The 22,956-nt window shown below is 71.9% G+C and carries 22 protein-coding genes; 16 read left to right on the top strand and 6 right to left on the bottom strand.

Annotation, left to right across the window (positions count from 1 at the left end; genetic code table 11):
• The first annotated feature begins 238 nt into the window (after positions 1-238).
• From allB to AB0D31_RS19425, 4 genes are all read left to right on the top strand, one after another.
• Positions 239-1,576, top strand: a complete 1,338-nt coding sequence (gene allB / locus AB0D31_RS19440) for an allantoinase AllB (protein WP_362724352.1) — start codon at positions 239-241, stop codon at positions 1,574-1,576.
• Positions 1,577-1,580: 4 nt separating this feature from the next.
• On the top strand, positions 1,581-2,696 hold the full coding sequence (gene alc, locus AB0D31_RS19435; RefSeq protein ID WP_362724350.1) for an allantoicase: 1,116 nt from the start codon (positions 1,581-1,583) through the stop codon (positions 2,694-2,696).
• Positions 2,697-3,130: 434 nt separating this feature from the next.
• Entirely contained in the window at positions 3,131-3,943 is an 813-nt protein-coding gene (locus AB0D31_RS19430) for an AIM24 family protein (protein ID WP_362724348.1), read from the top strand.
• Between the two features lie 202 nt (positions 3,944-4,145).
• Positions 4,146-5,060, top strand: a complete 915-nt coding sequence (locus AB0D31_RS19425; protein ID WP_362724345.1) for a DMT family transporter — start codon at positions 4,146-4,148, stop codon at positions 5,058-5,060.
• A gap of 62 nt (positions 5,061-5,122) precedes the next feature.
• Here the strand turns inward: AB0D31_RS19425 and AB0D31_RS19420 are convergent, their stop codons facing one another.
• On the bottom strand, positions 5,123-5,329 hold the full coding sequence (locus AB0D31_RS19420) for a hypothetical protein (protein WP_362724343.1): 207 nt from the start codon (positions 5,327-5,329) through the stop codon (positions 5,123-5,125).
• Positions 5,330-5,475: 146 nt separating this feature from the next.
• Between AB0D31_RS19420 and AB0D31_RS19415 the strand changes: the two genes are divergently transcribed.
• Genes AB0D31_RS19415 through AB0D31_RS19405 form a run of 3 tightly spaced genes read left to right on the top strand, consistent with a single transcriptional unit; the run spans position 5,476 to position 8,591 of the window.
• Positions 5,476-6,699 carry a histidine kinase gene (locus tag AB0D31_RS19415; RefSeq protein ID WP_362724340.1) on the top strand — a complete coding sequence of 408 codons (1,224 nt, stop codon included), beginning with the start codon at positions 5,476-5,478 and terminating at the stop codon, positions 6,697-6,699.
• The gene (locus AB0D31_RS19410) at positions 6,696-7,376 is read left to right on the top strand and encodes a response regulator transcription factor (protein WP_362724338.1); all 681 of its coding nucleotides are present in this window, start codon (positions 6,696-6,698) and stop codon (positions 7,374-7,376) included. Before AB0D31_RS19415 ends, AB0D31_RS19410 begins: the two co-directional genes overlap by 4 nt.
• Positions 7,377-7,400: 24 nt before the next feature.
• The gene (locus AB0D31_RS19405; RefSeq protein ID WP_362724336.1) at positions 7,401-8,591 is read left to right on the top strand and encodes a cytochrome P450; all 1,191 of its coding nucleotides are present in this window, start codon (positions 7,401-7,403) and stop codon (positions 8,589-8,591) included.
• A 120-nt stretch (positions 8,592-8,711) separates the two neighbouring features.
• Here AB0D31_RS19405 and AB0D31_RS19400 read toward each other — a convergent pair whose 3' ends face one another.
• Positions 8,712-9,482, bottom strand: coding sequence for a hypothetical protein (locus AB0D31_RS19400; RefSeq protein WP_362724333.1), 771 nt, complete (start codon positions 9,480-9,482; stop codon positions 8,712-8,714).
• Positions 9,483-9,755: 273 nt separating this feature from the next.
• Between AB0D31_RS19400 and AB0D31_RS19395 the strand changes: the two genes are divergently transcribed.
• Positions 9,756-10,958, top strand: coding sequence for a cytochrome P450 (locus AB0D31_RS19395; protein WP_362724330.1), 1,203 nt, complete (start codon positions 9,756-9,758; stop codon positions 10,956-10,958).
• A 98-nt stretch (positions 10,959-11,056) separates the two neighbouring features.
• Here AB0D31_RS19395 and AB0D31_RS19390 read toward each other — a convergent pair whose 3' ends face one another.
• Positions 11,057-12,058 (bottom strand): Gfo/Idh/MocA family oxidoreductase, encoded by a 1,002-nt coding sequence (locus tag AB0D31_RS19390; RefSeq protein WP_362724328.1) that lies wholly within the window; start codon positions 12,056-12,058, stop codon positions 11,057-11,059.
• 122 nt (positions 12,059-12,180) lie between these two features.
• On the opposite strand from AB0D31_RS19390, the gene AB0D31_RS19385 reads away from it, so the two are divergent.
• The 7 genes from AB0D31_RS19385 to AB0D31_RS19355 all read left to right on the top strand — a co-directional run bounded on the left by AB0D31_RS19385 (position 12,181) and on the right by AB0D31_RS19355 (position 18,906).
• The gene (locus tag AB0D31_RS19385; protein WP_362724385.1) at positions 12,181-12,933 is read left to right on the top strand and encodes a GntR family transcriptional regulator; all 753 of its coding nucleotides are present in this window, start codon (positions 12,181-12,183) and stop codon (positions 12,931-12,933) included.
• A 139-nt stretch (positions 12,934-13,072) separates the two neighbouring features.
• Positions 13,073-14,083, top strand: coding sequence for a substrate-binding domain-containing protein (locus tag AB0D31_RS19380; RefSeq protein ID WP_362724325.1), 1,011 nt, complete (start codon positions 13,073-13,075; stop codon positions 14,081-14,083).
• Positions 14,084-14,211: 128 nt separating this feature from the next.
• Positions 14,212-15,195, top strand: a complete 984-nt coding sequence (locus AB0D31_RS19375) for a sugar ABC transporter substrate-binding protein (protein WP_362724322.1) — start codon at positions 14,212-14,214, stop codon at positions 15,193-15,195.
• Entirely contained in the window at positions 15,192-16,229 is a 1,038-nt protein-coding gene (locus AB0D31_RS19370; protein WP_362724319.1) for an ABC transporter permease, read from the top strand. Before AB0D31_RS19375 ends, AB0D31_RS19370 begins: the two co-directional genes overlap by 4 nt.
• Entirely contained in the window at positions 16,226-17,071 is an 846-nt protein-coding gene (locus AB0D31_RS19365) for an ATP-binding cassette domain-containing protein (protein ID WP_362724316.1), read from the top strand. The genes AB0D31_RS19370 and AB0D31_RS19365 overlap by 4 nt, the downstream gene beginning before the upstream one ends.
• A gap of 81 nt (positions 17,072-17,152) precedes the next feature.
• Entirely contained in the window at positions 17,153-18,319 is a 1,167-nt protein-coding gene (locus tag AB0D31_RS19360) for an ROK family glucokinase (protein WP_362724314.1), read from the top strand.
• Positions 18,319-18,906: a hypothetical protein gene (locus AB0D31_RS19355; protein ID WP_362724311.1), complete on the top strand. Its 588-nt coding sequence runs from the start codon at positions 18,319-18,321 to the stop codon at positions 18,904-18,906. Before AB0D31_RS19360 ends, AB0D31_RS19355 begins: the two co-directional genes overlap by 1 nt.
• Before the next feature lie 46 nt (positions 18,907-18,952).
• Here AB0D31_RS19355 and AB0D31_RS19350 read toward each other — a convergent pair whose 3' ends face one another.
• Together AB0D31_RS19350 and AB0D31_RS19345 are read right to left on the bottom strand one after the other, a co-directional pair.
• Positions 18,953-19,657, bottom strand: coding sequence for a DUF2470 domain-containing protein (locus AB0D31_RS19350; protein ID WP_362724308.1), 705 nt, complete (start codon positions 19,655-19,657; stop codon positions 18,953-18,955).
• Between the two features lie 218 nt (positions 19,658-19,875).
• Positions 19,876-20,592: a restriction endonuclease gene (locus tag AB0D31_RS19345; RefSeq protein ID WP_362724305.1), complete on the bottom strand. Its 717-nt coding sequence runs from the start codon at positions 20,590-20,592 to the stop codon at positions 19,876-19,878.
• A gap of 300 nt (positions 20,593-20,892) precedes the next feature.
• On the opposite strand from AB0D31_RS19345, the gene AB0D31_RS19340 reads away from it, so the two are divergent.
• Positions 20,893-22,137, top strand: coding sequence for a serine hydrolase domain-containing protein (locus tag AB0D31_RS19340; protein WP_362724302.1), 1,245 nt, complete (start codon positions 20,893-20,895; stop codon positions 22,135-22,137).
• 136 nt (positions 22,138-22,273) lie between these two features.
• On the opposite strand, the gene AB0D31_RS19335 is transcribed toward AB0D31_RS19340, so the two are convergent.
• Complete coding sequence (locus AB0D31_RS19335; RefSeq protein WP_362724299.1) at positions 22,274-22,918, bottom strand: MBL fold metallo-hydrolase; 645 nt, start codon at positions 22,916-22,918, stop codon at positions 22,274-22,276.
• Between the last annotated feature and the right edge of the window lie 38 nt (positions 22,919-22,956).

Genomic DNA, 22,956 nt, shown 5'->3' with positions numbered 1-22,956 from the left:
GGTTTGTCCGTTCATGCGCGGCACCCCGTGGCGGTAACTACATTCTGCTTGGTGAAATCTTAATTCCATTCTGTGGAAACCTCCAAGAGTCCTGCCCGTGTCGGCCGTCACGCCTCGGCCACCCTTGACGGTTCCATCGGGCAGCGCGCAAACTCCTTCAACAGATCGTTGAATTCCGGTGGGCGGAAGAAATTCGCCACAAGGGGAAGACTCCGCCGGCAAGAAGTGAGGGGCTCGGGTGTCCGACGTCAACCTGGTACTGCGCTCGACGCGCGTCATCACCCCCGAGGGGACGCGCCCGGCGACGGTCGCCGTCGCCGACGGGAAGATCGCTGCCGTACTGCCGTACGAGGCCGAGGTCCCGGCCGGAGCCCGCCTGGAGGACTTCGGGGACGACGTGCTGCTGCCCGGCATCGTCGACACCCATGTGCATGTGAACGATCCCGGCCGCACCGAGTGGGAGGGCTTCTGGACCGCCACTCGCGCGGCCGCCGCCGGCGGTATCACCACGCTCGTCGACATGCCGCTCAACTCGCTGCCGCCGACCACCACGGTCGAGAACCTGCGGATCAAGCAGGAGGTCGCCGCGAGCAAGGCGCACATCGACACCGGGTTCTGGGGCGGCGCGCTGCCCGACAACGTCAAGGACCTCGCGCCGCTGCACGAGGCCGGCGTCTTCGGCTTCAAGGCGTTCCTCTCGCCGTCCGGCGTCGAGGAGTTCCCCGAGCTCGACCAGGCACAGCTGGAGCGCTCGCTCGCCGAGATCGCCGGGTTCGACGGCCTGATGATCATCCATGCCGAGGACCCGCACGAGCTCGACGCGGCCCCGCACCTCACCGGCCCCAAGTACGCCGACTACCTCCAGACCCGGCCCAAGGTCTCCGAGAACGCCGCGATCGAGGGCCTGATCGCCGCCGCCAAGCGGATCGGCGGCCGCGTCCACGTACTGCACCTGTCCTCCGCCGACGCGCTGCCCCTGATCGCCGCCGCCAAGCGCGACGGCGTACGCCTCACCGTCGAGACCTGCCCGCACTACCTCACCCTCACGGCCGAGGAAGTCCCGGACGGGGCGAGCGAGTTCAAGTGCTGCCCGCCGATCCGCGAGGACGCCAACCGCGACCTGCTGTGGGCGGCGCTCGCCGACGGCACCATCGACTGCGTCGTCACCGACCACTCGCCGTCCACCGCCGACCTCAAGACCGACGACTTCGCCACCGCGTGGGGCGGCATCTCCGGGCTCCAGCTCAGCCTCCCCGCCATCTGGACCGAGGCCCGCAAGCGCGGCCACACCCTGGAGGACGTGGTCCGCTGGATGTCGACCGCGACCGCGGACCTCGTCGGGCTCACCCAGAAGGGCGCCATCGAGGCCGGCCGCGACGCCGACTTCGCGGTGCTCGACCCCGACGCGACCTTCACCGTGGACCCGGCCGAACTCCAGCACCGCAACCGCGTCACCGCCTACGCGGGCAAGACGCTGCACGGTGTCGTCAAGTCGACCTGGCTGCGCGGCGAGCGCATCCAGCACGACGGCGTCATCGCCGAGCCCACCGGCCGCCTGCTCGAAAGGAACAACTGACACCGTGAGCACCCTGCCTTCCTTCACCGGTGACGCCAGCCCCTTCGGCGGCGGCGACCCGTACGCGGACTACCGCAGCGCCGACTTCGCCTTCACCCAGTACGCCGACCTCGCCGACCGGCGCCTCGGCGCGGGCGTGATCGCCGCGAACGACGAGTTCTTCGCCGAGCGCGAGAACCTCCTCAAGCCCGAGGCCGCCGAGTTCGACCCCGAGCACTTCGGGCACAAGGGCAAGATCATGGACGGCTGGGAGACCCGGCGCCGCCGCGGCGTCTCGGCCGAGCAGCCGCACCCCACCGACGAGGACCACGACTGGGCCCTCATCCGCCTGGGCGCGCCCGGCGTCATCCGCGGGATCATCGTCGACACCGCCCACTTCCGCGGCAACTACCCGCAGGCCGTCTCGGTCGAGGGTGCGTCGGTACCGGGCTCCCCGTCCCCCGACGAGCTGCTCACCCCGGACGTCAAGTGGACAACTCTCGTACCCCGTACGGCGGTTGGCGGCCACGCGGCCAACGGCTTCGCGGTCGACGTCGAGCAGCGCTTCACGCACCTGCGGCTCAACCAGCACCCGGACGGCGGCGTGGCCCGCCTGCGCGTGTACGGAGAGGTCGCGCCCGACCCCCGCTGGCTGGCCGTGCTCGGCACGTTCGACCTCACGGCGCTGGAGAACGGCGGCCAGGTCGAGGACGCCTCCGACCGCTTCTACTCGCCCGCCACCAACACCATCCAGCCGGGACGCTCCCGCAAGATGGACGACGGCTGGGAGACCCGGCGCCGCCGCGACAAGGGCAACGACTGGATCCGCTACCAGCTGGCGGCACAGTCCGAGATCCGCGCGGTCGAGATAGACACGGCGTATCTGAAGGGCAACTCGGCGGGCTGGGCGGCGCTTTCGGTGCGCGACGGGGAGTCGGGCGAGTGGGTGGAGGCGCTGCCGCGCACGCGCTTGCAGCCCGACACCAACCACCGCTTCGTCCTGGACGCGCCGGCCATCGGCACGCACGTGCGGATCGACATCTTCCCCGACGGCGGCATCTCGCGCCTGCGCCTCTTCGGCTCCCTGACGCAGGAGGGCGCGGCGCGCCTGACCGCCCGCCATCAGGAACTGGGCGGCTGACGTCCGTCCCACCGGGGGGCCGGGCGTCCGAACCCGCCCGTTCCCCCGTGGGGCGTGACCGATCGAACCCGTTCCCTTAGCGGGGCGACTAATTGCACCCGTTCCCTTGAGCGGGGCGACTGATCGCACCCGTTCCCCCAGAGCAGGGCGGCACGACACCCGCCCGCCAACGCGAGGCACCCCGACCCGACAGCACCGGGGTGCCTCGCGTTGTTTGTGTTTCCCCACCCCGCCCCTTCCCGAGACCCTCCGGGTCTACTTGAAGTCGCCGCGCCGGCCCTGCGGAGGCCCCCTGGCTCGGACTCCGGCCTTTGAGGAGCGGGGTCTGGGGCGGAGCCCCGGGAGGGGGAGGGGCGCGGGGCCCGTAGCGGGACCCGGGCGGTGTCGTAGCGTGGCTCTCGCACCAGCTGCCCGCACACGACAGGAGACCGGCCGTGACCCTCAAGCAAGAGATCGTCGGCAACGCCATGCAGATGGCCGTCGTGAACCTCGGCCCCGGCCAGACCGTCTACTGCGAGGCCGGGAAGTTCCTCTTCAAGACGGCCAACGTGTCCATGGAGACCCGGCTGTCCGGGCCCGACCGCGGCGGCAGCGGCCAGGCGGCCCAGGGCGGCGGCATGGGCGGCATGCTGCGCCAGGCCATGGGCACCGCCATGCAGGTCGGCCAGCGCGCACTCGCGGGGGAGTCGCTCGCCTTCCAGTACTTCACCTCCACCGGCGGAGAGGGCACCGTAGGCTTCGCGGGTGTGCTGCCCGGTGAGATGCGCGCCCTTGAACTCACCGGCAACCGCGCCTGGTTCGCCGAGAAGGACGCCTTCGTGGCCGCCGAGTCCACCGTCGAGTTCGGCATCGCCTTCCAGGGCGGCCGCAGCGGCATGGCGGGCGGCGAGGGCTTCATCCTGGAGAAGTTCACCGGCACCGGAACCGTCATCATCTGCGGCGCCGGCAACTTCATCGACCTCAACCCCGCCGACTTCGGCGGCCGCATCGAGGTCGACACCGGCTGCATCGTCGCCTTCGAGGAGGGCATCCAGTACGGCGTCCAGCGCATCGGCGGGCTCAACCGCCAGGGCCTGATGAACGCCGTCTTCGGCGGCGAGGGCCTCTCGCTCGCCACCCTGGAGGGCGACGGCCGGGTCATCCTCCAGTCCCTCACCATCGAAGGCCTGGCCAACGCCCTCAGGAAGGCCCAGGGCGGCGACAAGCAGGGCCCCACGGGCGGGCTCTTCTCGACACATGCCGGGTGACGCGCCGCGTTTGCCGACGAGATCCGCTACCGCGTGCGGTCTGCCCCGAGAGGACCGGCGCGGGAATGGCCGCCCCGGGACCCTGAGGAAGGCTCGGGGAGTGGAACGGCCCTTCACGCTCCGGCGGCGTGCCGGTACGGTGATCGTCCCCGTGTGAGCCGCCGACGTCTCCACACCGCTCGCCGCCCTGGAGACCGCGTCCGTGACGTCGATCGCCGTACCCTCCGCGGGGCTCGCCCCGCGCCGTGCCTGGCTCACCGACCTGCCGGTCCTCCTGGTGGCCGTCGTATGGGGCGCCAGTTACCTCGCCGCCAAGGACATCACCACCGCCCGCACCGTGACCGCGGTCCTGGTGCTCCGCTTCGCCCTCGTCGTACCGGTGCTCGCGGTGGCCGGATGGCGCGGGCTGCGGTCCCTGACCCGGGCCCAATGGCGTGGCGCGGGCCTGCTCGGCCTCGTCCTCAGCGGGATCTTCCTCCTGGAGACGTACGGCGTCGTGCACACCTCGGCGACGAACGCCGGGCTCATCATCAGCCTCACCATGATCTTCACCCCGCTCGCCGAGGCCGCCGTCACCCGGGTCAGGCCCCCGCGCGCCTTCCTCGCGGCGGCGGCCCTCTCGGTCGCGGGCGTGGTCCTGCTCACCCAGGGCGGGGGGTTCACCGCCCCGTCGACAGGCGATCTCCTGATGCTGCTGGCCGCCCTGGCCCGTACCGCGCACGTCCTGCTGATGGCCCGCGTCAAGTCCGTGCAGAGCGCCGACGCGCTCTCTCTGACCACCGTCCAACTGGGCGGCGCCGTCGCGGTGTTCGCGGTCCTCGCCGCCGCCCCCGGCGCCGGTCCCGCGCCCTGGACGGTCGCCGCCGGATTCGGCGCACGCGAGTGGGGTGGCCTGCTCTTCCTGTCCGTGTTCTGCACGCTCTTCGCGTTCTTCGTGCAGATGTGGGCGGTGCGCCGCACCTCGCCCTCCCGCGTCAGCCTCCTGCTCGGCACCGAACCGCTGTGGGCCGCGGCCGCCGGCATCGCGCTCGGCGGCGAACGGCTCGGCCTGCTCGGCCTGTTGGGCGCCGTCCTGGTCCTCGCCGGCACCAGCTGGGGCCGCCGAGCCGCCGCCTGAACCCGCGCCGCTGCCTGTGCCCACGCCGTCACCTGAACCCACGCCGCCGTCAGGAATCACCGCTACTTCTTCGCCGCGCGCTCCGACGCGATCAGCACCGCCACGCCCGCCACGGCGAGCACGATGCTCGCGAAGACCTCATGGCCGGCCAGCGCGCCGGAGCGGTGCACCAGGGTCCACAGGCTGAACCAGCCGGTCCACTCGTGCAGCAGCCCTCCAACACCCTGGAGCAGCAGCACGACCCCGGCGACCTCCAAGCATTTCCTCATGCCCCGAGCCTTGGCCACCCGCGCGGTCCGCCGCGTCGGTCACCGGTCCACCGTCACCGCGTCCAAAGTCTTCGGCTCCGCGACTTTGGTAGCGGGCCGCGCCCACACCGCACCGCCGGGCCCGTGGGCTGCGTACCTTGGCCGGCATGACACGTGCAGGACCGGAGTTCCGCTGGCTGCTGCCCTCCGCGGTGGCCGACCCCGAGCTGCCCGGCGACCGCGCCCGGCCGCGCCGTACCGTACGCGACTGGATCGTCGACCTGTGTGTCTTCGCCGCTGCCGCGCTGATCGGGCTGGTCACCGCGGACACGCTCGACAAGACGCCCGGCTACTCCGACACCCTGCTCCTGCTCGACCAGGTGGTCGGCGCCGCCGCCTGCTGCGCGGTCTGGCTGCGACGGCGCCGGCCGGTGGCGCTCGCGGTGGTCCTGGTCGCGGTGTCGCTGGTGGCCCCGGTCGCGTCCGGCGCGTTCCTGGTCGCCCTGTTCAGCCTCGCCGTGCACCGGCCGTTCAAGCCGGTCGTGCTGGCGGTGGGCGGCGCCGCCGTGATCAGCTCGGTGTTCCAGCCGGTGCTGCGCCCCGACCCCACGACCAGCCTGCTCGCCAACGCCGTCGCGGGCACGGTGCTCGTCCTGCTCGTCACCGGCTGGGGCATGCTCGTACGCTCCCGGCGCCAGCTCGTCGTGGCGCTGCGCGAGCGGGCCGCCCGGGCCGAGGCCGAGGCGGCGCTGCGGGCCGAAAACGCGCAGCGGCTGGCCCGCGAGGCCATCGCGCGCGAGATGCACGACGTGCTCGCCCACCGGCTCACCCTGCTCGCCGTGCACGCGGGAGCCCTCGAATTCCGGCCCGATGCGCCACCCGCCGAGGTCGCACGGGCCGCCGGCGTCATCCGGGACAGCGCACACGAGGCGCTTCAGGACCTGCGCCAGATCATCGGGGTGCTGCGCAGCCCGGGCGAGGGCGCCGACGACCGGCCCCAGCCGACCCTCGCCACCCTCGACGCGCTCGTCGCCGAGTCCCGCGAGGCCGGCATGAAGGTCGTCCTCGACAGCCGCATCCCGGACGCCTCCGGCGTGCCCGCCGCCACCGGACGCAACGCCTACCGCATCGCCCAGGAGGCCCTCACCAACGCCCGCAAGCACGCGCCCGGCGCCGAGGTCACCGTCACGGTCACCGGCTGCCCCGGCGACGGGCTCACCGTCGAGGTGCGCAACCCCGCGCCCCCGGGTCCGGTGCCCGCCGTGCCCGGATCCGGGCAGGGGCTCATCGGCCTCACCGAGCGCGCCACGCTCGCCGGCGGCCGCCTCGGCCACGGCCCCGGGCCCGACGGCTCCTTCACGGTCGTGGCCTGGCTACCGTGGCCGTCATGACCATCCGCCTGCTCATCGTCGACGACGACCCCCTGGTCCGCGCGGGCCTCGCCCTCATGCTCGGCGGCGCCGAGGACATCGAGATCGTCGGCGAGGCCTCCGACGGCGCCGGGATCGAGCAACTCGTCCTGGAACTGCGGCCGGACGTCGTCCTCATGGACATCCGCATGCCCCACGTCGACGGCCTCACCGCCACCGAGACGCTGCGCGCCCGCCCCGACGCGCCCGAAGTCGTCGTCCTCACCACGTTCCACGCCGACGACCAGGTGATGCGGGCGCTGCGCGCCGGAGCCGCCGGGTTCGTCCTCAAGGACACCCCGCCCGCCGAGATCGTCGCCGCCGTCCGGCGCGTCGCACACGGCGACCCCGTCCTCTCGGCCGCCGTCATGCGCCAACTCATGGCCCAGGTGTCGGGCGCCGCCGCTCCCGGCGACCGGACCACCCGCGCCCGCGCGCGCATCGCGCTGCTCGCCGAGCGCGAACGGGAGGTCGCCGTCGCGGTCGGCCGGGGCCACTCCAACGCCGAGATCTCCGCCCGGCTGTATCTGAGCGTGCCCACGGTGAAGACCCATGTCTCGCGCGTGCTGGCCAAACTCGGCCTCAACAACCGTGTGCAGATCGCCCTGTTGGTGCATGACGCCGGACTCCTCGACGCCCCGGACGGCGACGTAGGCTGAGCGGAACCGAACGGAGGGCGGCCCATGCCGGTTGTCGGTCTGAGCGAGCACGCCGAGGAATTCAACGCCGACCCCTATCCGATGTACGCCAAACTCCGCGCCGCGGGCCCGGTCCATCTGGTCCGCACGCCGGTGACCGGCACCGACGTCTGGCTGATCGTCGGTCACCAGGAGGCGCGGGCCGCGCTCGCCGACCCCCGCCTCGCCAAGGACTGGCGCGGTCTCGCCGACGAGGACCGCGTCGACCTGCCGGCCGGCGCCAACATGCTGGAGACCGATCCGCCGCAGCACACCCGGCTGCGCAAGCTGGTGGCGCGGGAGTTCACCCCGCGCCGCATCGAGGCGCTGCGCCCCCGCGTCCAGGACGTCACCGACCGGCTCCTCGACGCGATGCTGGCCACCCCCGGCCGCACCGCCGACCTGGTCGACTCGCTCGCCTTCCCGCTGCCCATGACCGTCATCAGCGAACTCATCGGCGTGCCCGACCTTGACCGCGAGGCCTTCCGCGTGCTGTCCAACCAGGCGGTCGCACCGCCCACGGACGACGGAGGAGAAGCCGCCGTCCGCGAGATCGGCGGCTACCTGGCTGGTCTGATCGAGGCCAAGCGCGCCGGGGGCCCCGCCGACGACCTCCTGAGCGCCCTGATCCGCGCGGGCGACGAGGACGACGACCAGCTCTCTCCCGACGAGCTCATCGGCATGGCCTTCCTGCTCCTCGTCGCGGGCCACGAGACGACCGTCAACCTCATCTCCAACGGCGTACGGGCCCTCCTGAGCCACCCGGATCAACTCGCCGCGCTGCGCTCCGACTTCGACGGCCTCATCGACGGCGCCATCGAGGAGATGCTCCGCTACGAGGGCCCGGTCGAGACCGCCACGTACCGGTTCGCCCGCGAGCCCGTCCGGATCGGCGACGCCCTCATCCCGGCGGCCGCACCCGTCCTGGTGGCGCTCGCCTCCGCCGGACGCGACCCGCTGCGGTACGACGATCCGGACCGCTTCGACATCCGCCGCACCCCGCAGAGCCACCTCGCCTTCGGCCACGGCATCCACTTCTGCCTCGGCGCCCCACTGGCCCGCATGGAGGGCCGGATCGCGGTCCGCAAGCTCCTGGAGCGCGCACCGGACCTCCAACTGGCAACAGAAACGGGGGAGTTGGAGTGGCTTCCCGGCATGCTGATCCGCGGGGTGCGTCATCTGCCGGTGCGCTGGTGACGCCCGCGTGCCGGTGATTCCCGCGTGCCGGTGGCACCCGTACGTCGGCGGCACCCGTGCGCCGGTTACGCCCGTGCGCCGGTGGCTCCCGTGTGGCAGTAACTCCCGTGCGCCGGTGACTCAGGCCTTGCGTGCGGCCGCCGCCCGCTTGCGGTGCTCGCCGCGCAGCACCAGCGAGGGCCACTCGTCGCCGTACGCCCCACAGACACAGAGCGACCACAGGGACCACTGCTGCGGCACCGAGTAGTACGGCACGAGGACCCGGGCCGTGCGCAGTCGCGACAGCTTCACCGGGACGAGCGCGGGCAGGACGTCCGGCGCCTGCCCGGCCAGGATCGCCCGGCGGCACGACGGGCAGGCAGGCCGCCGGTCCGCCGCCGCCTCCCGCGGCCCGGTGCGCCGCCTGGCCCGCTGCCGGTGCTGTTTGCGTACGGGGGAGTGGGCGTCCTCGGCCGCCTCGTGCAGCGGGTTGTAGAAGCAGCGCCGGGTGGCCTTGGCAACCGGCTGCCCGGCGGCCCGGGCGTGGACCGCCGCGAACCGTTCGAGGGCGCGGTCGGCGAGAACGGCGGCGGCCGCGAGGTCGGGCAGATCGGCCGCCTCGTCGATCAGCTTGCCCGCTGCCTGATAGGCGTCGAAGGCCCAGGTGCAGTCGGCCTCCGCTAGCGGGTCGGAGGCCGAAGGCCCCAACAAGCCGCCTGCAGACGGCAGTTCGGCCGTCCGTAGGACGTCACCCACGGCCGTAACCCGCGTCGACACCAGCCGGTCGAGCCGCTCGCGGGCCGCGGCCCACTCGTCGAGGACGAGCTGCTGCCGCTCCTTGGAGAGCTCCCCGCTCCGCTGCTCGGGCGCGGTGGGGCGCAGCCGCTCCATGAACCACCAACGCTTCAGCACCTTGCCTCCCTTGCTCCCACCAGGGTAGAAGTCCCGCAGGCCGAGGGGGAGACGGGGGGCGGGCCGGCCAAGAACGAGGCCGCACACCGCGGCCCTGCACCCTGCCGCACACCCCGGCCACCGCACTGTGCCGCGCACCGAGGCCACGGCACCCTGCCGCGCACCCCGGCCACCGCACCCTGCCGCGCACGGGGAGCGCAAAGGCCGTGCGGGTTCGCGCGGGGCGCCGTATCGTCCGCCGTGTTCACCCCATCGGCCCGGAAGGGGCACGCGTTGACCCGAGACGTCGTAGTCGATCTCGCCGCGCTGGGTGAGGACTTCACCCGCGACCCCTACCCCCTCTACGCGGAGCTGCGGGCCCAGGGCCCCGTCCACCGCATACGGATGCCCGAGGGCGCCGACGCCTGGCTCGTCGTGGGGTACGAGGCCGGGCGGGCCGTCCTCGCCGACGACCGGCTGTCCAAGGAGTGGCGCAACGCGGCGCCCGGCTCCGGGGTGCGGCAGGTCTCCGCCGGCTCCACCATGCTCAGCTCCGACGCACCCGCCCACACCCGGCTCCGCCGTCTGGTGACCCGCCACTTCACGCCGCGCCGCGTGGAGGAACTCGGTCCGCGTGTCCAGGAGATGACCGACGGGCTCGTCGATGCGATGCTCGCCGCCCCGGAGCGCCGGGCCGACCTCGTGGAGGCGCTGGCCTTCCCGCTGCCGATCACCGTCATCTGCGAGCTGATCGGCGTGCCCACCCTCGACCGGGAATCCTTCCGCCGCTGGTCCAACGCCTCCCTCGCCTCGCCCCTGCTCGACGACCGGCTCACCGCCGCCAAGGCGGTCACCGAGTATCTGACCCACCTCCTGGCGGAGAAGCGCACGAGCCCCGGCGACGACCTCATCAGCGCGCTGATCCACACCGCCGACGAGGAGGGCGGCGACCGGCTGTCCCAGGACGAACTCCTCGGCATGGCCTGGCTGCTCCTGGTCGCAGGCCACGAGACCACCGTCAACCTCATCTCCAACGGCATGCTGGCGCTGCTCGGCCACCCGGATCAACTGGCCGCGCTACGCGCCGACTTCGACGGCCTCATCGACAACGCGGTCGAGGAGATGCTGCGCTACGACGGACCGGTCGAGACACCCACGTACCGCTTCACCACGGATCCCGTGGAGGTCGCCGGAACGCTGATCCCCGGCGGCGGCGAAGTCGTCCTCGTGGCGCTCGCCGACGCCGACCGTGACCCGGCGCGCTTCGCGGATCCCGACCGGTTCGACATCCGTCGCGACGCGCGCGGCCACCTCGCCTTCGGGCACGGCATCCATTACTGCCTGGGCGCACCGCTGGCCCGCCTCGAAGCCCGCGTCGCGGTACGCACCCTGCTCGACCGCTGCCCCGACCTGGCCCTCGACATCCATCCGGCGGCCCTCCGCTGGCGCACCGGCCTGCTGATCCGCGGCCCGGAGCGCCTGCCGGTGCGCTGGTAACTCGGTCCTCCGGGATCTCCGCGCCGCCGGCGCCAGGCGCCCCGAATCTCCCCGACGCTGGTGGCTCAGTCGCCCGGGATCTCCGCGTCGCAGGTGGCTCAGTCGCCCGGGATCTCCGCGACCTCCACGACCCGCCGCTCCCGGCGCGACACCTCGCACGCCTCGGCGATGCGCAGCGCGTGCAGGGCGTCCCGGCCGTCGCACGGGTTGGCGGCCTCGCCCCGCACAAGGCGGACGAAGGCGTCGAGCTCCGCCTCGTAGGCGGGGGCGAAGCGCTCAAGGAAGCCCGTCCACGGTTTCTCGGGGCGGCCCGGGCCGTGTGGCTCCGTCGAGGTCAGGGGTGTGCGGTCGTCGAGTCCCACCGCGAACTGGTCGCGTTCTCCGGCCAGTTCGAGCCGTACGTCGTAGCCGGCGCCGTTGCAGCGGGTGGCCGTGGCGGTCACCAGGGTGCCGTCGTCCAGGGTGAGGACGGCGGCAGCGGTGTCGATGTCGGCGGCGGCGCGGAACATCGCGGGCCCGGCGTCCGAGCCCGTGGCGTACACCGCGCGCACCTCGCGGCCCGTCACCCAGCGCACGATGTCGAAGTCGTGGACCAGGCAGTCGCGGTAGAGCCCGCCGGACAGCGGCAGATACGCGGCGGGCGGCGGCGCCGGGTCCGAGGTCACCGCCCGTACGGTGTGCAGCCGGCCGAGCCGCCCCGAGTGCACCAGGTCGCGGGCGCGGGCGTACCCCGCGTCGAAGCGGCGCATGAACCCGATCTGCAGCTCGGTGCCCGCCGCCTCGACCGCACCGAGCGCCGCCAGGGTTCCCGGCACGTTCAGGGCGATCGGTTTCTCGCAGAAGGCGGGCAGCCCCGCGTCCGCGGCGGTCGCGATGAGCCCGGCGTGGGCGGCGGTCGCCGAGGCGATCACCACCGCGTCGACGCCGGCGAACGCCTCCGGCACCGTGGTCACCGCGGTCGCGCCGGTCAGCGCGGCGACCTCGGCGGCCCGCGCCGGGTCGGCGTCCGCGACCACCACCTCGTCGATCCGCGGATGCCGGGCGAGGATGCCCGAGTGAAAAGCGCCGATCCGTCCCGTTCCGATCACTGCGATACGCATGGCCACACCGTGGCCGCGGCACGGCGTCCTGTCAAGAGTTTGTCCTGACAACCGGACTTCACGACTTCCCGTCAACAACCCCGGCGCACTACGCTCACCGCGTGCCCAAGCAGCCAAGACCCATGGCGGACTTCTCCCACCCGCTCCAGCTCAGCGTGGACCGCACCAGCCCGGTCCCGCTCTACTTCCAGCTGTCGCAGCAGCTGGAGGCGGCCATCGAGAAGGGCACCCTGACGCCCGGCAGCCTCCTCGGCAACGAGATCGACCTGGCGCAGCGGCTCGGCCTGTCCCGGCCCACTGTCCGCCAGGCCATCCAGGCCCTGGTCGACAAGGGGCTCCTGGTGCGCCGCCGGGGAGTGGGCACCCAGGTCGTACACAGTCAGGTCAAGCGCCCGCTCGAACTGAGCAGCCTCTACGACGACCTGGAGGCGGCCGGCCAGAAGCCCGCCACCACCGTGCTCCGCAACACCGTCGAGCCGGCCGGCGCCGAGGTCGCGGCCGCGCTCGGGGTCGCCGAGGGCAGCGACGTCCATCTGGTGGAGCGGCTCAGGTACGCACACGGCGAGCCCATGGCACGGCTGCGCAACCACCTGCCGCCCGGCCTGCTGCCGTTGGAGACGGCGTACCTGGAGGGCACCGGGCTCTACCGGCTGATGCGGGGCGCGGGCATCACCCTGCACAGCGCGCGCCAGACCGTGGGGGCGCGGGCCGCCACCGCGCAGGAGGCGGCCCTGCTCGCGGAGGCCGCCGGCGCGCCGCTGCTCACCATGGAGCGCACCACGTTCGACGACACCGGCCGGCCCGTCGAGTTCGGCTCGCACCTCTACCGGGCCTCGCGCTACTCCTTCGAGTTCCAGCTCCTCGTACGCCCCTGAGCCCGTCCCCCGAGACACGGACGGGCACGCTCTCGGACCGGCGGCGTAAGAATGTTCGGACAAAGTATTGACGGCGTCGTGGCGCCGCCGCTAGAACTCAACGGCCGCAACCGGGCGGCCGGGACAGAAGGCGGACCTCATGCGCATTCCCCGCACGGCAACCACGGCGCTCTCGGCGGTCACCGCACTGGGGCTCGCGCTCGCGCTGGGCGGATGCAGCAGCTCCGGGGGCAAGGGCTCCGAGGACAAAGGGTCCGGATCGCCGGGCGGGGGCTCGGCCGTGACCACCCCACGCCTCAAGATCGCCATGGTGACCCACTCGGGCGAGGGCGACACGTTCTGGGACATCGTGCAGAGCGGCGCGAAACAGGCGGCCGTCAAGGACAACGTCGACTTCCTGTACTCGGCCAACAAGGAAGGGCAGCAGCAGGCCCAGCTGATCCAGGCCGCCATCGACCAGAAGGTCGACGGTCTCATCGTCACGCTCGCCAAACCCGAAGCGGTCGCGGACGTCGTCAAGAAGGCCGTCGCCGCCGGGATACCGGTGGTCACCATCAACTCCGGCGCCGACTCCTCGAAGGCCCTCGGCGCGCTCGGCCACATCGGCCAGGACGAGAGCGTCGCGGGCCAGGCCGTCGGCGACGAGCTCACCAAGCGAGGCAGGAAGAAGGCCCTCTGCGTCATCCACGAGCAGGGGAACGTCTCGCTCGAACAGCGCTGTGCGGGGGTTAGGGAAACGTTCAAGGGCAGCGTCGAGAACCTCAATGTCGACGGCACCAACACGCCCGCCTCCACCTCGTCCATCGAGGCCAAGCTCCAGTCGTCGAACGACATCGACACCGTCGTCACGCTCGGCGCCCCCATGGCGGCGGACGCGGTCCAGGCCAAGGGCGACGCGAAAAGCTCGGCCGAGATCGACACCTTCGACCTCAACGCCGCTGTGCTCAAACAGTTCAAGGCCCATCAGATCGGCTTCGCGGTCGACCAGCAGCCCTACCTCCAGGGCTATCTCGCCGTCGACGAACTGTGGCTGAACAAGACCAACGGGGATGTGATCGGCGGCGGCAGGCCGGTCCTGACCGGGCCCGCGATCGTCACCGAGAAGGACGTGCCGACGCTGGAGAAGTACACCGCCCGCGGTACCCGATGATCCCCCGGGGACCCGGCGTGACCCATACTTGGGCGGCCGGGGCAGGGCTGAACCAGCCCCGGCGGCACCCGGTGGTACAGCAAGAAGGGCACGGCGTCGTGGCAAGGGTTCGGACAGGGGTACGCGTCATGGGCGCGGTGCTGGCAGCGGTGCTCGGGGCCTCCTTGGCGGGGTGCAGCAGCACCGGCGGCAAGCGCGCCGAAGACGCGCGCAAGTCCGCGCAGGCCCAGGGCAGGGCCGCGGTGAACACGCCCCGCTGGAAGATCGCGATGGTCACCCACTCGGGCGACGGCGACACGTTCTGGGACATCGTGCAGAGCGGCGCCAAGCAGGCCGCCGTCAAGGACAACATCGACTTCCTGTACTCGCACAGCGACCAGGGCCAGCAGCAGGCGCAGTTCGTACAGGCCGCGATCGACCAGAAGGTCGACGGGCTCATCGTCACCCTCGCGAAGCCGGACGCCCTCAAGGACGTCGTGGCCAAGGCCGAGAAGGCCGGCATCCCGGTGATCACCGTGAACTCGGGCTCGGAGAAGTCCAAGGAGTTCGGCGCACTCACCCACATCGGCCAGGACGAGACCATCGCGGGCAAGGCCGTCGGCGACGAGCTCACCAAGCGGGGCAAGAAGAAGGCGCTCTGCGTCCTGCACGAGCAGGGCAACGTCGGCCACGAGCAGCGCTGCGCGGGCACCAAGGAGACGTTCAAGGGCGAGGTCCAGAACCTCTACGTCACCGGTACCAACATGCCCGACGTGCAGTCCTCCATCGAGGCGAAGCTCCAGGCCGACCCGTCCATCGACGCCGTGGTCACCCTCGGCGCGCCCTTCGCGGACACCGCGGTCAAGGCCAAGGAGTCGGCCGGCAGCTCCGCCGAGATCGACACGTTCGACCTGAACCCCGCGGTGGCCGCCTCCCTGGAGGCCGGCAGGCTCGGCTTCGCCGTCGACCAGCAGCCCTACCTCCAGGGATACGAGGCCGTGGACCTGCTCTGGCTCTACAAGTACAACGCCGATGTGCTCGGCGGCGGGCTTCCGGTGCTGACCGGACCCCAGATCGTCACGAAGGACGAGGCCGCCAAGCTGGAGGCGTACACGAAGCGGGGGACCCGATGACCGCCACACAACTGGGCGGGGACGAACGGCTGCTGCGGCGCTCCGTCTGGCGCAAGCTGCTCGGTCGCCCCGAGCTCGGCTCGGTGGTCGGCGCCGCCGCCGTCTTCCTCTTCTTCGCCATCGTCGCCGACAGCTTCCTGCGGCCCTCCAGCCTCTCGACCGTCCTGTACGCGGCCTCCACGATCGGCATCATGGCGGTGCCGGTGGCGCTGCTCATGATCGGCGGCGAGTTCGACCTGTCGGCGGGCGTCCTGGTGACGACGTCGGCGCTCGTCTCGTCGATGTTCAGCTACCAGATGACGGCGAACGTGTGGGTGGGCGTCGCCGTCTCCCTGCTCGTCACCGTCGCCATCGGCGCGTTCAACGGCTTCATGCTGACCCGCACCAAACTTCCCAGCTTCATCATCACGCTGGGCACGTTCCTGATGCTGACCGGCCTCAACCTCGGCTTCACCAAGCTGATCAGCGGCACGGTCTCGACGAAGTCCATCTCCGACATGCAGGGCTTCGCATCGGCGAAGAAGCTCTTCGCCTCCCAGCTGAGCATCGGCTCCGTCGACCTGAAGGTCACCATCCTGTGGTGGTTCGTGCTGGTCGCGGTCGCCACGTGGATCCTGCTGCGAACCCGCTTCGGCAACTGGATCTTCGCTGTCGGCGGCGGGGCGGACGCCGCCCGCGCGGTCGGCGTCCCGGTCTTCAAGACGAAGATCGGCCTCTACATGGGCGTCGGCTTCGCGGCGTGGATCTCCGGCCAGCACCTGCTGTTCTCGTACGACGTGGTGCAGTCGGGCGAAGGTGTCGGCAACGAGCTGATCTACATCATCGCGGCCGTCATCGGCGGCTGTCTGATCACCGGCGGCTACGGCTCGGCGATCGGCTCCGCCGTCGGCGCGTTCATCTTCGGCATGACCAGCAAGGGCATCGTGTACGCGGAGTGGAACCCGGACTGGTTCAAGTTCTTCCTCGGAGCGATGCTCCTGCTCGCCACCCTGCTCAACGCGTGGGTGCGCAAGCGGGCGGAGGCGACAGCATGACGACCAACCCCGGCCAGACACAGCCGACGCCGGACGACGCGGCGGGGCGTACCGCCTTCGTCGAGCTTGACGACGTCAGTAAGTACTACGGCAACATCCGCGCCCTCGAAGGGGTCACCCTGGAGGTGCACGCGGGCGAGATCACCTGTGTCCTGGGAGACAACGGCGCGGGCAAGTCCACCCTCATCAAGATCATCGCCGGTCTGCACCGGCATGACGCCGGTGCCTTCCGCATCGACGGCGAGGACGTCTCGCTCGCCAACCCGCGCGAGGCCCTCGACCGGGGCATCGCCACCGTCTACCAGGACCTGGCCGTGGTCCCGCTCATGCCGGTCTGGCGCAACTTCTTCCTCGGCTCCGAACCCACCAAGGGCAAGGGTCCCTTCAAGCGCCTCGACGTGGAGACCATGCGCCGCACCACCCATGCGGAGCTGCTGCGCATGGGCATCGACCTGCGCGACGTCGACCAGCCGATCGGCACCCTGTCCGGCGGCGAGCGCCAGTGCGTCGCCATCGCGCGCGCGGTCCACTTCGGCGCCAAGGTCCTGGTGCTCGACGAGCCGACCGCGGCCCTCGGCGTCAAGCAGTCCGGAGTCGTCCTGAAGTACGTGGCGGCGGCCCGCGACGCGGGACTCGGCGTGGTTCTCATCACGCACAACCCGCACCACGCCTACCTCGTCGGCGACCGTTTCGTGCTCCTCAAGCGCGGCTCGATGACCGGCAGCCATCTCCGTTCGGAGATCACCCTGGACGAGCTCACCCGCCAGATGGCGGGCGGCAGCGAGCTCGAAGAGCTCAGCCACGAACTCCAGCGGGCCGGCGCGTCCGACGGCACGGAGTAACCCGGCGGCGCCGCCCCGGGCCACCGGGGCGGCACCCGCGCGCGAGGTCCGCGCCGCGTCCGGATGGCAGAATCGGCCCCGATGACCACGTACCGCGACTTCGCCCTAGCCCACCGGGGATCCGCCCGGACCACGCTGCGCACCGTCGGCACCCGGGAGCGCCGCTCGCACCTGACGGCCCCCCGGGTGCCGACCGTCGGCATCGACATCGGCGGTACGAAGGTGATGGCCGGTGTCGTGGACGCGGACGGCACCATCCTGGAGAAGCTCCGCACGGAGACCCCGGACAAGTCCAAGAGCCCCAAGGTCGTCGAGGACACCATCACCGAGCTCGTCCTCGACCTCTCCGACCGGCACGACGTGCACGCCGTGGGTATCGGCGCGGCCGGCTGGGTCGACGCCGACCGCTCCACCATCCTCTTCGCCCCGCACCTCGCGTGGCGCAACGAGCCGCTGCGCGACGCCCTCCAGGCGCGCCTCGCGGTCCCGGTCATGGTCGACAACGACGCCAACACCGCCGCCTGGGCCGAATGGCGGTTCGGCGCCGGCCGCGGCGAGGACCACCTCGTCATGATCACGCTGGGCACCGGCATCGGCGGCGCGATCCTGGAGGACGGGCAGGTCAAGCGCGGCAAGTACGGCGTCGCCGGCGAGTTCGGCCATATGCAGGTCGTGCCCGGCGGCCACCGCTGCGCCTGCGGCAACCGCGGCTGCTGGGAGCAGTACAGCTCGGGCAACGCGCTGGTCCGCGAGGCCCGCGAACTGGCGAGCGCCGACTCCCCGGTGGCGTACAACATCATCGAACGCGTCGGCGGCAACATCCCCGAGATCACCGGGCCGCTCATCACCGAGCTGGCCCGCGAGGGCGACGCCATGTGCGTCGAGCTGCTCCAGGACATCGGACAGTGGCTCGGCGTCGGCATCGCCAACCTGGCGGCCGCCCTCGACCCGTCCTGCTTCGTCATCGGCGGCGGCGTCAGCGCCGCCGACGACCTCTTGATCCGCCCCGCCAGGGAGGCCTTCAAGCGCCACCTCACCGGCCGCGGCTACCGCCCCGAGGCGAGGATCGCCAAGGCCCAGCTCGGCCCCGAGGCGGGCATGGTCGGCGCCGCAGACCTCGCGCGGCTCGTGGCCCGCAGGTTCCGCCGTGCCAACCGCCGCCGCGTGGAGCGCTACGAGCGGTACGCGAAGGTCGCCGAAGCCGTCCGCAGGACGGGCACCACCCGCACCACCCAGGAATCCGACTGATGACGCCGCCCGACCGCCCCGCCGTGCCCCGCCAGTCCCCGCCGCCGGACGAGAAGCCCCCCGAGACCCGCCAGCACATGATCCGGCGGCGCTGGATCACCGCCGTCATCATCGTGCTGCTCATCGGTGTGCCCGCCGGATATCTGGCGATCTCCGCCGAGCAGAGCCGCACCAGCGGCCGCGACAAGGAGTCGCAGGCCGCGGCGAAGGGCCTCGTGCACGACTGGCCGTCCAAGGCCCAGCGGCGCATCTACGAGGTGACGATCCCGATGGACTCGGTCGGCGTGTACTTCTACGAGTCGAACAGCTGGAACGTCAGCAAGCTGTACGTCCAGTTCGAGACGAGCGCGGCCGGCCTCGCGGAGTTCATGAAGGCCGCGGGTACCAGCACGGCCACGCTCCAGCCCGGCAACGTGACGATCGACGGGAAGGACGCGGCGAAGGTGCACTGGACCTTCCCCGGGAACCACGACTGGTCGGGAACCACCCGCGCCCAGAAGGATCCGCGGCCGACCCTGGACATCACCGTGGACGAGACCAACCCGGACCGGCCGAACGTCTTCGTGGTGTCCACGACGACCCCCTGACGAACGCCGCCGCGGCCCGTCGCGCGACGGCGCCCGCGCGGCGCGTTCAGGCCGGCAGCCGCTGGTGGGAGGAGCGGCGCGCGGCGGTCAGCAGCGCGTGGAACTGAAGGCCCGCCTGGTCGACGTCGTTCAGGGCCGTGGGGAACGGCAGCCGTACGTCCCGGTGGGATGCGGGCAGTTCCAGGCGCAGGGTGACCCCGTACCGGTCCATGGCCAGCGGCAGGGCGCGCACGACGCCGCTCTTGAGCCGGGGTTCGACGAGGCGGAGCAGGAGCGGGACGAGGTCGGGGTGGTCGTCCACGAGGTGGGTGAGCATGCCGGCCTCACAGGGCGCCAGCGGATCGCACGGCGCCTCCTGCAACTGCTCCAGGGAGACGTACGTACGCCCGGCGGCGTCCTCGATGACCGCCTGCCCGAACTCCATGCAGGTGCTGTCGGGGGAGTCCGCGCTGTACGCCTTCGCGACCAGGCCCGACAGCGTGACGCGGGCCCGCAGCCGGTCGCGCACCGGGGTCGGCGCGATGTCGGTGAGTTCGAGGCGGACCGGGATGCGGGGAGCCGGAGGGAGGGCCTGCGCGGGGTCGGCCGGGTCGTGCAGGTGGACGCGGCCCAGCACGCCGGCGCCGTCGAGGCTGTACACCTCCTCGTGGCGGCCGTCGGTCACCACGGTCATGGAGTGCGCGGCGGCGATGATGGACCGCACGCGCTCGGCGGGGGTCGGCTGTTGGGTGCGGGCACGGTGCGGGCGCATGCGGGTTCTCCCTGGGGACGTCGCAGAGACGCGAGCTCTACTTAGGTTTGCCTAACCTAACCCATGGCTGAGGGTCGGGGAAGCCGCCCGGGCCTCGCTCCGGCGCCATGTGTCGTCGCGTGTCGCGTGTCGCGTGTCGCGTGCCGTCACGTGCCGTCACGTGGCGTCACGAGACGCGGCCGCGTGTCGTCGCGATGGAGGCGCGCCGGCCATCCTCCTCAGGCGCCGGGCAGTTCCCAGGGCGCGGGGCCGGTCCCGTTGTTCCAGGCGCGCAGAAACGTTCCGTCAAGGCAGAGGATGGCGCACTGCTCGGCGTAGCCCAGGGCGGGCTCGGTGAACGCGCTGGTGGTGACCACCACGGCCAGGTCGGCCTCGTGCACGGCGTAGCAGGTGCCGCCGAAGCGTTGCAGATCCTGCGAGCCGACCTTGTGGCCCGCCCCGTAACACTTGCACTGGATGACGAGGTGACGGCCGTCCGGCGTCGTGGCCACCACGTCCGCGCCGAGGTCGCCGGCGCCGCCGACCACGTGGACGTCGGCGCAGCCGTCGCGCTCGCACAGCCGGGAGACCGCGTCCTCGAAGGCGAACGGGTCGATGTCGGCGCACTCCGCGGCCTCCGGCGCGCCGACGGTGGGCGGCAGCACGGGCGCCGGCTGTTCCGGCGCGGGCGCGACGGCCGTTTCCAGCGCCGCTCTGCGGGCCGCGCGGCGCAGCCAGTTGCTGCGTATCGCGGCGGTGGAGAGGAGCAGGAGCGCGAGCAGCGCGAGGACGGCACCGAGCGGATGGGAGTGCGGCCGTACCGCCGACTTGAAGGTCAGGGCGACGCCCCAGATGACGAGCGCGACCAGACCGAAACCCAGCGACGTGGAACGCAGACTGAACGCCGGGCGCCGGCGGCGCGCAACGGCGGGGTAACGACGGACCGGCATCGTCATCGCTTGGCTCCTTCACATCAGCAAGATCACTCCAGGCCCGTCTGCCCACCCGCGCACCATCCACGCGATCCGGACCGCGGCCGATCCAACGGGCCCTGAGGAACGGCTACTTGAGTCAGCCCAGTGAGGCCATCCACGTGCCTGGACCGAGCCGGATCGCGAGTCGGCCGACGGGTCGGGCGTCTGACGAATGATCAAGCGCCGTAGGTGGCGCGGGAGGTGGGCCTGATGGGTGATGTTTGCGAGGATCGGCGCCACGTGACCCCGTACGAGCGGACGCACGGCCCGATACTCGCGGCCATGATCCCCCCTCGCAGGACACCGCGGTCGCGCCGCACCGCCGTGACCGCCCTCGCCGCGGTCACCGCACTCCTCGCCCTCAACGCCCCGGCCTGCGCGAGCGCCCACACGGCGGGTGGCGGCGAGGACCCGCGCGGTCACTGCGCGAGCTCCCGCCAATCCGACCGCGGGTCCGCGCGTGACATCCTGCGCATCGCCGAACAGGCCAAGCGGGAACTGAAGCTGAAGTCCGTGATCCTCCGTGTGACCGACGACGGCCGGGACGTGGTCACCTCCGCGCTCGGCGAGTCGATGACGGGCGTGCCGGCCGACCCGGCGATGCACTTCCGCAACGGCAACATCGCCATCAGCTACATGGGTACGGCGCTGATGCGCCTCGTCGACCAGGGCAGAGTCGACCTCGACGCCCCGGTCTCCCGGTGGCTGCCGCACATCCCGCACGGCGAGGGGATCACCCTGCGCATGCTGGCGAGCTCCACCACGGGCCTGCCCGACTACGTGCCCGCGCCCAGCTTCCAGCAGGCCGTCACCGCGAACCCGTTCCGCCAGTGGACCCCCGCCGAGCTGGTCGCCATCTCGACCGGCCAGAAGCCCTGGTACGAGCCGGGCACCAACTGGAACTACTCGCACGCCAACTTCGTGCTGCTCGGCGCCGCCCTGGAGAAGATCACCCACACCCGCCTGGACGTGCTGCTCCAGCAGGAGATCATGGGCCCGCTCGGTCTGCGCGAGACCCGCAACAGTTTCACCCCCGAGATCCCCGAGCCGGCTCTGCACGCCTTCACCGCCGACCGCGGAAGGTACGAGGAGTCCACCTTCTGGAACCCCTCATGGACGACGGCCCCCGGTGCGGTGCAGACCACCGACATCTGCGACTTGGCGCGCTCTGCCGCCGGCGTCGGCTCCGGTGAACTCCTCTCGCGGGCCGCCTACGAGGAGTTTCTGAACCCGGGCACGGTCGGCCTCGGCCACCCGACCGCCACCTGCCCCGCCACCGTCTGCCTCGCCCAGACCGAGGGCACCCACTACGGGATGGGGGTGATCGTCCTCAACGACTGGATCTCCCAACACCCGCTGTTCTTCGGCTACTCGGCGTCGATGGCGTACCTGCCGTCCCAGAGCCTGGCCATCGCCGTGTCCACCACGCAGGACCCGGGCTCCGTGGACGGCCACACCGCCCACACCATCGTCCAGCGCATCGCGGCCGCCCTCACCCCCGACCACCCCATCCCCGACTTCGGCTGAGCCCCCACGCCGACGACCGGCTTCGCCGCCGACGGAACCCGACCGGCGGCGAAGTGGCGTGCCCGTCCCGCCCGGTTGACGGGCCGCAGGGGTTGGACGGAACGGCCGGGCCGCGCGGCCCGGCCGGCGCTCCGAGTCAGAGCACGATGGTGGTGCCGGGCTCGACACGCGTGATCGGCAGGCCGGTCAGACCGTTCTCGCCCAAGATGCGGGCGGTGGAGGTCTGGCCGAGCTCGCTGAGCATGAGTTCGTGGATCTGGATGAGGCGCTCGGGCTTGACCGCGCGCACGTAGTCGGCTGCTTCGCCGAGCTTCGTCCACGGACCGCTGGTCGGCAGCAGGAGCGTACGTACGGCGGCATCGGGCACGCCATAGGCGTCGCCGGGGTGGTAGAGCGTTCCGTCGTCCAGGAGGTAGCCGACGTTGTCGGGGCACGGGATGTCGGCGTGGATCGGCGCATGGCGGTGGCCGTGCACGGAGACCTCGACGGACCCGACGGTGAAGGTGTCGCCCGCCGCGACGGCCCGCACCCGGCCGTCATGACCGCCCAGGGCGGCGACGACCGCGGCCGTGCCATAGACCCTCAGCTCGGGCTGGGCTTCGAGGGCAGCCGCGATGAGCTGCTCGTCGAAGTGGTCGAAGTGTTCGTGCGTGACCAGAACGGCGTGCGCCCCGGCGACGGCCTCCGCCGCGTCCGGCGTCAGGGTGCCGGGGTCGATGACCAGGCGGGTGCCGTCCTTCTCGACCGTGACGCAGGCGTGGGCATGCTTGGTGAGCTGCATGGGGGTTCCTTTCGGGCTGCGGCCGTTCGCCGATTACT

Origin of the sequence: Streptomyces sp. NPDC048361, from assembly GCF_040651795.1 — a bacterium.
Taxonomy (GTDB): domain Bacteria; phylum Actinomycetota; class Actinomycetes; order Streptomycetales; family Streptomycetaceae; genus Streptomyces.
Note: the sequence above shows the minus strand (reverse complement) of the source record. Positions and strands in the feature narration are given on the sequence as shown.